Genomic DNA, 13,556 nt, shown 5'->3' with positions numbered 1-13,556 from the left:
ATGGTAGTGTCCTCCTTACAGAGAGAGGAGCGATACAGGATGAGCGAACGGCAATGGGCCCTTGGCGATGAGGTATCCGGGTTTCAGTTGGTAGAGATTTCCACCCTGCCTGAGTACAAGGGCATAGGGTACTTGTTTCGACATATTGAAACCGGTATGGAAGTGTTCCAGGTGGTCAATGAGGATAGCGAGCTCTTTTTCAGCTACGTGTTCAAGACGCTGCCCGGCAACGACTGCGGGATCGCCCACATTCTGGAGCACTGCGTGCTTGCCGGCTCGGCGCGTTACCCGGTGCGCGATCCGTTCATGACGTTGCTCAAGGGCAGCACCAACACCTTCATGAATGCCATGACCTACCCGGACAAGACCCTGTATCCAGCGGCCAGCCCGCTGAAGAAGGACTTTGACAACCTCTTCAGTGTGTACACCGATGCAGTATTCGCCCCGCTTCTGAGAGAGGAGACTTTCTGGCAGGAAGGGGTGCGCCTGGTCACCGACGGTGAGAACCTTCACTTTGAAGGGGTTGTCTACAACGAAATGCTCGGAGACAGCTCCGACCATGACTCGATTGTCGGCAAGAGCAGTGTTCGTTCCCTGTTTCCCGATACTCCCTACGCCTTTGAATCGGGGGGGAATCCCGAACAGATTGTCCGCCTCGATTATCAACAGTTTCTCTCTTTCTACAGCCAATTCTACCATCCCTCCAACTGCAAGCTGTTTCTATTTGGAGACCTGCCGGTGGGAGAGAAGCTGGCCTACCTCGATCAGGAGTATTTGAAGACCCGCGGTTCGCTTCGGGTGAACAGCACCTGCAAGCTGGCCAAAGGCTGGAAGCAGGAGCGCAGTGTCACCTTCACCAGTCCGATGGAAGAGGGGCAGACCAAGGAGAGTTCCTCGGTTGTCCTCTGCTGGGCCACCGGCGAGGTGACTGATTCCTTGGCTTTGATCACCCTTTCAACCCTGGTGGACATTCTTCTGGGAAATCCGGCTGCACCGCTGTACAAGGCGCTGCTTGACAGCGGGCTTGGGTTGGATATCTCTCCAGAAAGCGGGATGAGCGCCGACTTCAGGCAGATGCCGTTTTTGGTCGGTTTCAAAGGAATCGATGCACAGAAGGCGGAGCAGGCAAGAGCTTGCATCCTCAACTCACTGGCGGACATCATCGAGCAAGGCTTGGACAGCGAATTGGTCGCCTCCAGCCTGAAGCGTGCGCGCTTCAAGCAGCTGGAGATTCCCGGGGGCATGCCCAATGGGCTGAGGGCGTTGAACCGGAGTCTTCGTGGTTGGATCTTCGACCTCGGCCCCAGCGCCACCATCCAGTCGGCGCCCTTGCTTGAAGAGCTCGAGCGGAAGCTGCAGGAAAATCCCCGATATTTCGAGGATTGGATGCAGGTCAATCTCATCGACAACCCCCACCGGTGCCTGGTGACGGTAAAAGGGGATGCCGAGCACCAAAAACGCCAAAGTGATTCAATCGCGCGATACGCCCAGCAAGTCAAGGAAGAGCTGGGAAAGAAGGGGATGAAGCAGATCGCCTTGCAGAATGAGCGGTTTGCCGCATTTGAGAATGAGGGTGATACACCCCAGGCGTTGGTGACTGTACCGTACCTGCGTTTGAGCGACCTGCCCGGCACGATCAAGCCGAATACCCATGATCATGTGCTTGCAGGCGGGCGGGACCTCTTCATCAGGCCGCAATTCTGCAACCAGATCGTCTATGCCGATATCAGCTTGGATATTGCCGACTTCTCTGAGCGTGAGTTGCTGTTGCTTCCATTCTATACAAGGCTGGTGCAGATGACCGGTATGGGCGAGCTCTCCTATGTACAGGTAGCCACCAAGCTCAAGCACCTGACCGGCGATTTCAACCTCTTTGTCGAGATGGGCTCGTCGTGCAATGATGAGGATGTTCTGGTGCTGCTCTGCCGGGCCAAAATGCTGGTTGAGGATTTTGAAGAGGCGATGCATTTCATCCAGCGGTTGCTGTTTGAAGCCAAGGTCGATGACCTGAAGCAGATCAAGCAGGTGCTGAACAACTATAAAACCGATTTTGCAGACAGCATAACCTACAGCGCCCACAGTTTTGCCTCCCTGTGTGCGGCCAGCGTCTTCAGCCCGGTCCAGTACGAAGGCGAGCAGCTTTCCGGTCTGCACCAGTGGTTCTTCCTCGATGCCCTGACCGACGACGACCTGCCTCAATTGGCTGAACAGATGCTCGCACTGCAGCAGAAGCTGAACAATCGCAATCGCCTGATCACCCACCTCAGCTGTGATGAACAGACTGTCTCGTCCCTGATTCCGGTCGTTGATCGCTTTGTTCTGGGGTTCGAGGACAAGGGCCCCGTTATCGCCAAAAAACGCAGCTACGATGCAGTCAGCAAGGGTGAAGTGCACGAGGTGCAGCTCTATCGGCTTCCCTCCACTGTCAGCTATGCAGCCTATGCCCTGAGAACCAGTGCACGGGGCAGCATCGAACAGGCGGCCCAAGTCTTGCTCGGCCAGATTCTCAGCGGAAACGACCTGTGGGAGGTAATCCGAGGTCAGGGAGGAGCCTACGGGGTGTCGGCCACTGCCGATGTGATGGAGCAGGTGTTCGTGTTCTCCACCTATCGCGATCCTCGGATCATCGGCTCGCTCAGTGACTTCAAGCGGGTGCTCGCCACATATGCAACCGAAGCCGTCGATGCCAAGCACATTGAGAATGCCTTGATTTCCACCGTCGGTTCCGAGCTCAAACCGCTCTCACCCGGCCAGGACTCCATCCTTTCATTCCGGCGGCTGCTCTACAAGATCAGCGATGAATTCAGGCTCATGCGCAGGGAGCAGTTGCTGGGCATGGACAGCGACAAGCTCAACAGGGGAGCCCAGGCGTTGCTGCAGTCGGCCGAGATGGAGGATTCCTATGTGGTGTTGGCTGGTTCCCAGTTGCTGGAAGCTGAGAAGATGAAGCATCCTATGCTTGATCGTCCTTCAATCCGTCTGCCGCTATAGATCGTTCGCCCCAGATGCGGGCCAGGCTGTTGAGGTCCTTGGCCGACTTGAGTTTGAGCACAACGCATTGACGGATGCTCGCCTGGCTTTTTGCAATATCCTCGGCCAAGGCTTTGCAGGAAGGGCTGCCGCACAGTCCGCAGTCGATGCCGGGCAGGGCTGCGAGGATGCGCTCGGCCTTGCGGAGTTTTTGCAATGCTTTTGCATGGTCGGTATCGAGTCCGAGTACCTCAAGGGGGGCGGCCGGTTCCAGATTGAGATTCTTGTAGAACGCACTCTTATGCATCAGGATGCGTTCACACAAATTTTGGTCCAACTGCTTGGGGACGGTGCTGGACCAGTGCCTGAGCCGTTCGGTGGCCAGAAATCGGTTGCGGACCGTCAGGATTCCACCGACGCATCCCTCTGCACAGGCGTCAAGCTCCAGAAATTGCAGGTTCGTCTCCTGCTCGTCTTCCAGGATTTCCAAGAATTCAATGACATTGTGCATCTCGTCGACGGCCAGGCAGCGTCCGCTGTGATTCGAGCTCTGTCCCTTGACCAAGCTCCACCGTAAGGCTTTGCGGGTGCAGACTGGGAAGCTGAAAGCACGGGTTTCTTCCTGTACTGCTTCCTTGTGCTTTGCAAGGTATGAGCAAACAAGGTTGTATGCGGTATCGAAGTTGATGATTCCGTCGAAGAGACGATGTTCCTCCGATCCCTCGGTCTTGAACTGGGCGATTTTTGCAGCGCAGGGACTGAAGTAGAAGACGCCCAGGCCATCGGCAAGTGTCTTCAGTTCACTGCGGGCGAACATGGCCGTCACCTGTGCAGGGGAGCGAAGGGTGCTCAGATTGCCCACCAAGAGGGGGAACCTGACTTGAATCAGGCGCTGGACCGATGGACAGAAATTGCTGATCAGGGGAAGAGAGGAACTCTGGTCCTTTGCTTCAAGAACAGTAAGAATATCCACACCGGTTTCGGCAAGGTAGAGATGGGTGAAACCCAGCGCATATAGAGTTGTGATGATCTGACCAAGAGTCACCGAATCGTCGAACTGTGCAAAAAAAACAGCCGGTACAATGGCGACGCGGGTGGTGTAGCTTTCAAGCTGGGAAAGACTGTCCTGCTCGATGGCGATGGCGTTGTTCGGACAGACAGCCATGCACTGGCCGCATTCAATGCACAAGCCATTGTCGATCCGGGCTTTCCCCTTGGCGATGCGGATGGCCTGGGTCGGGCAGCGCTTCATGCAATGGGTGCACCCCTTGCAGGCATGTTCGACGATGTAGAGGGCGTGATGGAAAAGCTGGGTGCTCATACATCCTCCTTGAGATTGAAGAGCATGGTCAGATGGGTATGGTCGCCGGCTTTCGTATAGATGGAGAGCTTGTCACAGCTTTTTTGGATGTTCGGCAGTCCCATGCCAGCCCCGTATCCCAGTTCGCGTACTTCATCGGTTGCAGTGGACCACCCCTCGGTCATTGCCAGGTCCAGGTCAGGGATGCCGGGGCCTGTATCGATGACCTGGACTTGGATTGTATCTTCCTCGAAGTCGCAGAGAATCCTGCCTCCGTAGGAGTGTGCAATGACGTTGACTTCAGCCTCGAAGACCGCGACTATGATGCGCTTGATCGTCAGGGGGGGGATGTTCAGCTGCTTGAGCAGCCGTTTGAGATTGCTTGCGGCAACCCCTGCCACCGAGAAGTCCTGAGCTGGTACGAGGTACTCTTGATGCATCCTAATATACCGGCTTCAACCCTTGTTGATAGAGCAGTGCGCTGGCCTTGAAGAGGGAATAGGCAGTGTAGGAGAGGGAGATGTTCAGCTCATTTGCCATATCGATCATGCTCTGGCTCGGTTTCTTGTTGCGGACCAGGAGGATGTTGCTGATGTCGCTCATCTCCGCAGTTCTGATGGCTTGGTTGTTGGACAAGCCGGTGATGAGGATGATGTCATCCTCCAAAATGGTCAGGACATCGCTCATGAGGTCGCTGGCGAAGCCTCTCGTCACTTCATCTTCCAGATGGGACTCTCCGCAGACGAGTTTCCCATCCACACATGCTAAAATATCTTTGAGTTTCATAGGTGAGAGTATACCATGGACGGAGGCCTCAACGGTAGGTAAAACTCCGGCTCCTTTTGCTCTTTTTGCCTTTCAAAAAGAAAGGTGAGAAGCTATACTGGCCTAAAGAGGAGGATTTGCGTGAAATACGTTGGAGCTTTGGACCAGGGAACGACCAGTACCCGCTTTATTGTGTTTGATCAGGAAGGAAGTCTCGTTTCATCTCATCAGCTGGAACACCAGCAGATTTACCCCCAGCCCGGTTGGGTTGAACACGACCCTTGGGAAATCTGGGACAACAGCTCGGAGTGCATCAGCAAGGCTCTGAAGGCTGCCAACCTCAAAGGTAGTGACATCGCCGGCATCGGCATCACCAACCAGAGGGAGACGATTCTTGCATGGAATCCGAAAACCGGAAAAGTATGGCACAATGCAATCGTCTGGCAGGATTTGCGGGGAGCCGATCTCATTGAACGGCTGAAAGGGCAGGTCGATGCCTCCTTCCTCCAGAAAAAAAGCGGATTGCTTTTCAGCCCGTATTTTGCCGCGTCCAAGATCGCCTGGCTTTTGGACCATGTTGAGGGCCTTCGAGATGAGGCTGAGAAGGGGAATGTGGTCTTTGGTACCATCGACACCTGGCTTACGTGGAATCTGACCGGAGGGAAGGCTCTGGTCACCGATGTCTCCAACGCCTCACGCTATCTTTTGATGAACATTGAAAGCTGCCGGTGGGATGATGATCTGCTCGAGCTTTTCAACATCCCCAAGAAAGCACTCCCGACCATCGTGCCATCCTCGGGTATGGTGTACGCCATGACGACCCCCAGCGGGCCCTTGCGCAGTGAAGTGCCTGTCTGCGGCATTCTCGGCGATCAACAAGCCGCCTTGTTCGGTCAGGCATGCTTCACCGAAGGACTAGGAAAAAGTACGTATGGCACCGGCTGTTTCCTTTTGGTGAACACCGGGCGCAAGTTGGTCACCAGTGCACAGGGACTCTTGACCACCGTTGCCTACCAGCTGGGAAACGAGCCTCCCATGTACGCCTTGGAGGGCTCCATTGCGGTAGCCGGTTCTCTGGTTCAGTGGGCCCGCGATAACCTCAAGATTGTGGAGACTCCACAGGAACTGGACAAACTGGCCTCCTCTGTGCCAGACTGCGGCGGAGTGTACATTGTTCCTGCTTTCAGCGGGCTTTTCGCCCCGTACTGGAGATCGGATGCCCGCGGGGTCATCGCCGGCCTTACCGGGTATGTCACCCGTGCCCACCTCGCCAGGGCCATCCTTGAGGCAACAGCCTTCCAAGCCCATGATATTTTCAAGGGAATGGAGAAGGACAGCGGCATCGAGATGACCACATTGAAGGTCGATGGAGGACTTACCAACAGCAAACCGCTCATGGAGTTCCAAGCCGACTTGTTGGGCATCCCCGTCATCCGTCCGTTGGTTGTGGAAACCACCGCTTTGGGCGCCGCCTATGCGGCCGGCCTGTCGGTGGGGGTATGGAAGGATCTCGACGAACTGGCTTCCTATTGGAAGGAAGATCGACGCTGGGAACCCAAGATGAGCGATGAGGTGCGATGTGAGAAAATTCGGTTCTGGAAAAAAGCAGTGAACCGCACCCTGGATTGGGTGGGTACCCAAGAGGATGAACAGTAGGAGTTCCTGATGGTTCTTGATGCAATGCAAGGAGTGTTGTCATTCATACGCCCCGCCTTACAGGTGGGGGTTCTTGCATGGTTGTTCTATCGGTTCTATGAGACCATAGCCCAGACCAAGGCACAACAGATGGTCAAGGTGGTGGTTGTCCTGTTCTCCGCCTTCGCCATCAGCTACATCCTTAAATTGGATGTACTGCTCTGGTTCTTCCGCTATATCTCGGTTCCCGCAACCATTTTCATCTGTATCGTCTATCAGCCGGAACTGAGGAGGTCGTTCACCCAGCTTTGGAGCGGCCGTTCCAGGCTCTTCAGGATCGGGACGCAGACTACGAGTTCGGATCAGATCGACTCCATCCTCAACGCCTGCACCGTGCTGGTGAACAAGCGCAGGGGCGCCTTGATCGTATTCCCCCGCCGCCTGGGGATCAAGAACATCATCGATAGTGGGACCCGGCTCAACGCCGACCTTTCCACCAGCCTGATCCTTACGGTGTTCGACCATGATACCCCGCTGCACGATGGGGCGATGGTTATCCAAGGCGGGCGCATCGTCGCCGCCGGATGCTACCTCCCCCTCAGCGAGCAGACCGATATCAAGAAGAGTTTCGGAACCCGCCACCGGGCGGCGTTGGGATTGGCCGAGGAGTCTGATGCCGTTGTGCTCATCGTCAGCGAGGAGACCGGGGCGATAAGCATGACATACAACGCCAACCTCTACTATGACTTGGAAACAGGGACGATCAAGCGAATGCTGCTTGCCTTGTTCAGTTACAACGACATCACGCCCGAAGAACTATTGCAGGAGGCAAACAGTGATGAAACTGAATAAACACCTGCAAGCATTCATCTACAACTGGCCGGCCAAGGTCTTGTCCTTGGTCTTTGCCTTGCTGGTCTATGCCTTTATCCAATACACCACCTTGGGAGCACGGGTGGTAACCATTCCCCTGGAAGTCTTGCTGCCTGACCGATACGAGGCCGAGAGCCTTGTGCCTGCTTCGGTCGAGGTCAGCATCAGGGGGAATGAGGATGTCATCTACCTCATCAATCCGAATTCCATCCAGGCAAGTGTGGACTTCTCTGCCGTCAAGCAGGAGGGTATTGCCACAGCTCCGGTGATTCTTGTCTACGATGAGCAGGTCTTTGACAGTGCCGATATCGCCTTGTCGGCCAATCCCACCCAATTCAGGATTCTCTTCACAGCGGGGAGCGGACCTGATGATTGAGGGCATCGGCATCGACGTGGTGAATATTGACCGGATCGGCAGACTCTCTGAAGCAGTGAAGCAACGGTTGTTCCATCCGCGGGAGCTGGAAGATGCATCCGCTCTTGCCTTGGAGGTGCAAAGCGAGTTCCTTGCCGGTCGATTTGCCGCCAAGGAAGCCCTGGGCAAAGCTTTGGGCACCGGATTGAAAGGGATAAGCTTGCAGGAAATCTGGGTGGAGAAGCAATCTGACGGCAGTCCCAAACTTTGCTTTGCAGGAAGAGCCCGGATATTGGTAGGCTCCCGGACGGCCATGCTATCCATCAGTCATGACCAGCCGGTTTCAGTGGCTGTGGTCTTGCTTCAAGGAGGTTGTGATGGCTCGCTCTGATTGGAAACGGCCTGATCTGGAGCCTCTGGGGCCGGGGCTTAGAAGAATTCGGATGACTGTCTCCTACCACGGCAGCCACTACAGTGGTTGGCAAAAGCAAGCCAATGCAAAAGCTGTCGCCGAAATCATCGAGCAAGCGGTCAAGCAGATGATCGATGAGGATGTTCAGGTGGTCGGCAGCGGTAGAACGGACAGCGGGGTGCATGCCTTGGCGCAAGTCTGTCATATGGACATTGCCAACACCCGGGTGAAGGCACAGAAGTTCGCCCTTGCGCTCAACCGGCTGCTTCCCGCCGACATCAGGATTCTCGACTCCAGCGAAGTCGATGGAACCTTTCATGCCCGCTATACAACCATGGCGCGGATGTACCGCTACTACTACAAGCGTGAATGTGACATGACCGCCTTTGACGACCAGTTGGTGGCAAAGGTGAAGCAGTTTCCTCCGCTTGACTTGCTGAGCTCCTATGCCCAAGTCCTGCTGGGAACGCATGACTTCACCACCTTCACTGCAAGCGGTGATCTCTGTCCATCCCGCTGGCGGGACATCTATGAGTCGTATTGGAAGGTGGAGACGGACCGTTACGGCAAACAGCTCTTGACATACACCATCTGCGGCAATGCGTTCTTGTACAGGATGGTACGCTCTCTGGTGGGGTCGATGATGGAGTTTGCCCGGAAAGGCCTGACTGGAGAGGAGTTTGCCGACATACTCGCTTCACTGGACCGAAGTCGTGCCGGCTGTACAGCCGGCGCCTGTGGTCTCTATCTCTACCGGATCAGCTACGATCCGGCTGAGTATGCATGGTTTGAGGAGGACGGCAATGAGTGACATCCAGCACAAACGCGACGCCCTTGCCACGGCGTTGCAAAGCTTTGTGGACCTGTGCGATGAGGCTGAGGCGGTCATCGGGTCTGTCCCGGTGCAAGGCAGTGGCCCACGTGATTTCTCCGCCCTGCTCGATGCCTTGCTGCCCCTTCCGATCGATAAGGATTCCATCCAGGGCACCAATATCCGACAGCTGGAATCCCTTGCTCTGGCGTGTACCAAGTGCCGTCTTTGTGAGGGAAGAAACCATGTGGTGTTCGGAGAGGGGACCCTCCCGGCCCGCCTGATGGTCATCGGAGAGGGCCCTGGGTTTGAGGAAGATGCCAGCGGCAAGCCATTCGTTGGAAAGGCAGGCCAGTATCTGGACAGCTGGCTGAACGCCATCCATCTCAACCGCAGCAGCTCGGTGTACATAGCAAACATCGTCAAGTGCAGGCCGCCGCAGAATCGTGATCCCGAGGTCGACGAGGTGCAGGCCTGCATTCCGTACCTCAAGCGGCAGATCCAGCTGGTCAAGCCGCAAATCCTTCTTTTGGTCGGCAGCGTAGCAGCACGTTCACTGCTTGGCGTTGCCGACGGGGTGGGCAAGCTGCGGGGTCGATTTTTGCGGTATGAAGGAATTCCGGTGGTGGTTACCTACCACCCGGCTGCAGTATTGCGCAATTTGGAGCTGAAACGGCCGGTTTGGGATGATTTGAAGAAGGTTGCCGCGTATTTGGATATCCAGCTGTCCGGGAGGTCGTGATGGCCTTGTTTGCCATGGTGGCCTTGGACTTGCCGCTCAAGCAAGCCTTTACCTATACCATCGATCCCGAGATCGCCGACAAGGTGGCTGTAGGGCATCGGGTGGTCGTCCCATTCGGCAAGCGGGAGATGACCGGCTTTGTCATCGAGCTGTTGGACGCTTTCACCGCTGCATACGATGTGAAGCCGATCAAGCGCGTCATCGACGCATCGCCGCTCTATGGCAGGCAGCTCATCGACCTTGCCGATTGGATGAGTCGGTACTATCTGTGCTCGCTCGGGGAAGCGTTGAGCATGATGGTCCCCGGAGGAAGAAGGGAGCTCGGCATCCCCGCTCTCGAGATCGAGGAAGACCTGAGCTTTGAGCGCATCCACCATCTCAGCGATGAGCAGGATGCCGCGATCAAGGAGATCCTGAGGCGCGAGAAACCGATGTACTACCTCTACGGAGTGACCGGAAGCGGCAAGAGCGAGGTGTTCTTGCGCTGTGCCGAGGCGGTGATAGCAGAAGGGAAATCGGTCATCTACCTGGTGCCCGAAATCACGCTGACCCATCAACTAGTCCAGCAGGTCTCCACACGGTTTGCCAATAAGGTGGCGATTCTTCATTCAGCTCTCACTCCCAGCCAACGGCTGAAGGAGTGGAAGCGCATCATCAGAGGGGAAGTGGACCTTGCAATAGGTGCCAGAAGTGCCGTGTTTGCTCCGTTTGAAAATCTTGGTCTGATCATCCTCGACGAGGAGCATGAGAACAGCTATAAGAGCGGCAATACCCCCCGTTATCATGCCAGACAGGTTGCCCAGCGCCGTTGTCAGCAGGAAGGCGCGACCTTGGTCATGGGCAGTGCTACCCCTTCCCTTGAGGCGTACAGCCTCATGCTGGACGGCAATCAGGTGGGAGCTCTTCGCCTCACCAAGCGTGTGGCAGGCGGAAGCATGCCCCGTGTGGAGGTGGTAAACCTTGCGTTTGAGAAATCCCTGGTCAGCTCTGCGTTGAAGCAGGGTATCAAGCAGACACTGGGTAAAGGGAAGCAGGTCATCCTCTTTCTCAATCGTCGGGGCTTTTCATACTTCTTCCACTGCAACAGCTGCGGCTATGAGCTGCATTGTCCCCATTGTTCGGTGGCTCTGACCTACCACAAGAAGAGCGAACAGATGGTTTGCCACTACTGCGGGTATCGCACCGCACCGATGCGGGTCTGTCCCGAGTGCCGCAGTGTTGATGTGACGTACAGCGGCTTCGGCACCGAGATGATTGAGCAGGAGATTCGCACCCTCTTTCCCAAAGCCCGAGTCGAGCGCCTGGACACCGACAGCGCCAAGGAGAAAGGGCATGTGCAGAAGACGCTCTCCGAATTCCGTCAGGGGTCGATCGACATCCTCTTGGGGACGCAGATGGTGGCAAAGGGGCTGAATTTCCCCAAAGTGGAGCTGGTCGGCATCGTGCTTGCCGACAGCGGGATGAATATCCCGGACTTCCGCAGCCAGGAACGGACGTTCAGCCTGCTTGTCCAGGTCTCGGGCAGGGCTGGACGGTACAACGACCAAGGGAAGGTGATCATCCAAACCTTCCATCCTGACAATCCTGCCATCCAATACGCCTTGGGCGGCGATGTAGAGGGGTTCTACAACGAGGAGCTGGTGGTTCGCAAGGAAACAGGGTTCCCCCCGTACAGCAGGCTCATCAACCTGGTGCTCAGGGGGCGCAACCAAAAGAAGGTGGAGGCGGAAACCGCCAAGCTGGAGGCCCTCCTTCAAGCCGCATCGGCCCATATCAAGGCTGAAGTACTTGCCGCCGGCGAATGCCCGCTGGAGATGATTGCCTCCAACTACCGTTTCCACATCCTTGTCTCAGGCAAGGATGGCTCTTCGGCGCACCACCTGGTCTCTACCGTGCTTGCTTCCTATACCCCTCCCTCGGCGGTGTATCTGGAAGTGGACCTTGATCCGTTGCAGCTCTTGTAGCGGTTACGGGCTGCTCGGCTCGGAAAATTCCATCTCTGATGCATCATTGGTCACGGTACTTCCATCGAGCTAGCCGGGAGGCCCTTGCTTGGGAAACGTAATCTTCAGGATGAATGTGGTTTCAGCTCCTACCACACCGCCCTTGAATGTCATGTTCATGAATCCTGCATCGGCAAGATTCGATGGCGTCAAATGTATCGGTGCCGGTGATTATCGTATGGTGTGCTGTCCTCTCTTGCGTTGACCATAGCGTTTTGTGTTGGTATAGTTGAGATACTATGTTAGATATTTATACACTTGGAGATGAGGTACTTACCGAGAAGTGCCAACCGGTAACCAAATTTGATGATGCGCTGAAAATCTTGGTGGATGCGATGTTTGAAACCATGGCTGAAGCCGATGGAGTCGGCCTTGCAGCTCCCCAGGTCGGGGTGAACAGCCGCTTGTTCGTCATTCACATCCAAGGCCAAGAGAAGCGTGCATACATCAATCCTCAGATAATCGAGACTTCGATAGAGACCGATACCGCCGAAGAGGGCTGCCTCTCCATACCCGGCGTCTGGCATGATGTACAGCGCCCTGCCAGGGTCGCCGTCCAGGCACAGGACACCGAGGGCAAGGTATTCACCGTCAAGGCCGAAGGCTTGCTCGCACGGGCGATCCAACACGAGAACGATCACCTCAACGGGGTGTTGTTCATCGACCGCCTCGATGATGAGGAGCGGGAGAAAATGGTGAAGGCCTATGAAAAGAGGTCGAAGTCAACAAGCAGGAGACGCGAGCGGTGAGAATCCTCTTCGCGGGAACTCCAGAGATTGCAGTCCCCACCCTGAGGGCCTTGTCGGAGCACTTTGAGGTCGGTGCGGTTTTAACCAATACCGACAAACCCGGTGCAAGGGGCAGGGCCCTTGTTCCGTCTGCAGTCAAGAGTGAAGCACTCAGGCTCGGTCTTGCAGTACTGCAGCATGACAGCCTTGGGTTGCAGGCACGCACCGAGGTTGCAGAGACCGGCTGCGATACGCTTGTTTGCTTTGCTTACGGGAGAATGTTCGGACCGAAGTTTCTCTCGCTTTTTTCCAATGAGAAGCTGAATATCCATCCCTCGCTGCTTCCCTCCCTGCGTGGTCCAAGCCCCATACAAGGGGCGATCCTCAACCAGATGACGGAGAGCGGGATCAGCATCCAACGCATTGCCCGAGAGATGGATTCGGGAGACATTCTGGCCTGTGAACGTTTTGTGCTGCAGGGTGACGAGACGGCGGAAAGCCTCTCTTCCTTCGTCAGCCTCAAGGCTGCTGATCTGGCGGTACGAGCCCTTGGCTTGGTGCAGGCAGGAACTGCAACGTTTACCAAGCAGGAAGGGGAGGCTACCTACACCACGTTGCTCACCCCTGAGATGGCCCATCTTGATTTTCATCGCAGTGCAAAGGAACTTCACGCACAAATTCGTGCCCTCTACCCGTGGCCGAAGGCCCGTACGCTGTACAACGGACAGAACCTTATGATTACCGGGGTGCATGGTAGTGTGCAGGATGCGGGAGAGCAGAAGGCGGACGCAGATATACCGGTGGGGACGGTGGTTGGAAAGCAAAAAGGCAAAGGCATTGCAATTGCAACCGGTGATGGGTTGCTCTGGGTCACTTCACTGCAGCTGGAAAAACGCAAGGAGATTGACTGGGCCTCCTTTTTAAACGGCAACCAAGGTTTTCTTGGTGCAAGGCTCGGGTAA

Annotated in this window: 13 protein-coding genes; 10 read left to right on the top strand and 3 right to left on the bottom strand. The window is 55.8% G+C overall.

Going from position 1 to position 13,556, the window contains the following annotated elements:
• Positions 1–39 precede the first annotated feature (39 nt).
• Entirely contained in the window at positions 40–2,991 is a 2,952-nt protein-coding gene (locus B3F49_RS06475) for an insulinase family protein (protein WP_293909872.1), read from the top strand.
• Here the strand turns inward: B3F49_RS06475 and B3F49_RS06470 are convergent.
• From B3F49_RS06470 to B3F49_RS06460, 3 genes are read right to left on the bottom strand one after another with little or no spacing between them, the layout of a single operon-like run.
• A complete protein-coding gene (locus B3F49_RS06470) occupies positions 2,954–4,291 on the bottom strand; it encodes a [Fe-Fe] hydrogenase large subunit C-terminal domain-containing protein (protein WP_293909870.1) in 1,338 nt (445 codons plus the stop codon). The two genes, B3F49_RS06475 and B3F49_RS06470, sit on opposite strands and share 38 nt — an antisense overlap.
• On the bottom strand, positions 4,288–4,710 hold the full coding sequence (locus B3F49_RS06465) for an ATP-binding protein (RefSeq protein ID WP_293909868.1): 423 nt from the start codon (positions 4,708–4,710) through the stop codon (positions 4,288–4,290). The genes B3F49_RS06470 and B3F49_RS06465 overlap by 4 nt, the downstream gene beginning before the upstream one ends.
• Position 4,711: 1 nt before the next feature.
• The gene (locus B3F49_RS06460) at positions 4,712–5,056 is read right to left on the bottom strand and encodes a DRTGG domain-containing protein (protein WP_293891600.1); all 345 of its coding nucleotides are present in this window, start codon (positions 5,054–5,056) and stop codon (positions 4,712–4,714) included.
• 120 nt (positions 5,057–5,176) lie between these two features.
• Here B3F49_RS06460 and glpK point away from each other — a divergent pair, with 120 nt between their 5' ends.
• The 9 genes from glpK (at position 5,177) to fmt (ending at position 13,556) form a co-directional block, all read left to right on the top strand.
• A complete protein-coding gene (gene glpK / locus B3F49_RS06455) occupies positions 5,177–6,691 on the top strand; it encodes a glycerol kinase GlpK (RefSeq protein ID WP_293891602.1) in 1,515 nt (504 codons plus the stop codon).
• Positions 6,692–6,700: 9 nt separating this feature from the next.
• On the top strand, positions 6,701–7,522 hold the full coding sequence (gene cdaA, locus B3F49_RS06450; protein WP_293891605.1) for a diadenylate cyclase CdaA: 822 nt from the start codon (positions 6,701–6,703) through the stop codon (positions 7,520–7,522).
• Positions 7,509–7,919, top strand: a complete 411-nt coding sequence (locus tag B3F49_RS06445; RefSeq protein ID WP_293891608.1) for a CdaR family protein — start codon at positions 7,509–7,511, stop codon at positions 7,917–7,919. The genes cdaA and B3F49_RS06445 overlap by 14 nt, the downstream gene beginning before the upstream one ends.
• Complete coding sequence (acpS, locus tag B3F49_RS06440; protein ID WP_293891611.1) at positions 7,912–8,289, top strand: holo-ACP synthase; 378 nt, start codon at positions 7,912–7,914, stop codon at positions 8,287–8,289. Before B3F49_RS06445 ends, acpS begins: the two co-directional genes overlap by 8 nt.
• On the top strand, positions 8,276–9,121 hold the full coding sequence (gene truA, locus B3F49_RS06435) for a tRNA pseudouridine(38-40) synthase TruA (protein ID WP_293891614.1): 846 nt from the start codon (positions 8,276–8,278) through the stop codon (positions 9,119–9,121). The genes acpS and truA overlap by 14 nt, the downstream gene beginning before the upstream one ends.
• On the top strand, positions 9,114–9,863 hold the full coding sequence (locus B3F49_RS06430; RefSeq protein WP_293909866.1) for a uracil-DNA glycosylase: 750 nt from the start codon (positions 9,114–9,116) through the stop codon (positions 9,861–9,863). The genes truA and B3F49_RS06430 overlap by 8 nt, the downstream gene beginning before the upstream one ends.
• Positions 9,863–11,827 (top strand): replication restart helicase PriA, encoded by a 1,965-nt coding sequence (gene priA / locus B3F49_RS06425; protein ID WP_293909864.1) that lies wholly within the window; start codon positions 9,863–9,865, stop codon positions 11,825–11,827. The genes B3F49_RS06430 and priA overlap by 1 nt, the downstream gene beginning before the upstream one ends.
• Before the next feature lie 278 nt (positions 11,828–12,105).
• The gene (gene def / locus B3F49_RS06420) at positions 12,106–12,615 is read left to right on the top strand and encodes a peptide deformylase (protein WP_293891626.1); all 510 of its coding nucleotides are present in this window, start codon (positions 12,106–12,108) and stop codon (positions 12,613–12,615) included.
• A complete protein-coding gene (gene fmt, locus B3F49_RS06415) occupies positions 12,612–13,556 on the top strand; it encodes a methionyl-tRNA formyltransferase (RefSeq protein ID WP_293909862.1) in 945 nt (314 codons plus the stop codon). Before def ends, fmt begins: the two co-directional genes overlap by 4 nt.

It is taken from the genome of Sphaerochaeta sp. UBA5836, from assembly GCF_002432845.1.
GTDB lineage: Bacteria > Spirochaetota > Spirochaetia > Sphaerochaetales > Sphaerochaetaceae > Sphaerochaeta.
The sequence above is the reverse complement of the archived record's forward strand: the minus strand, read 5'-3'. Positions and strand labels throughout refer to the sequence as shown.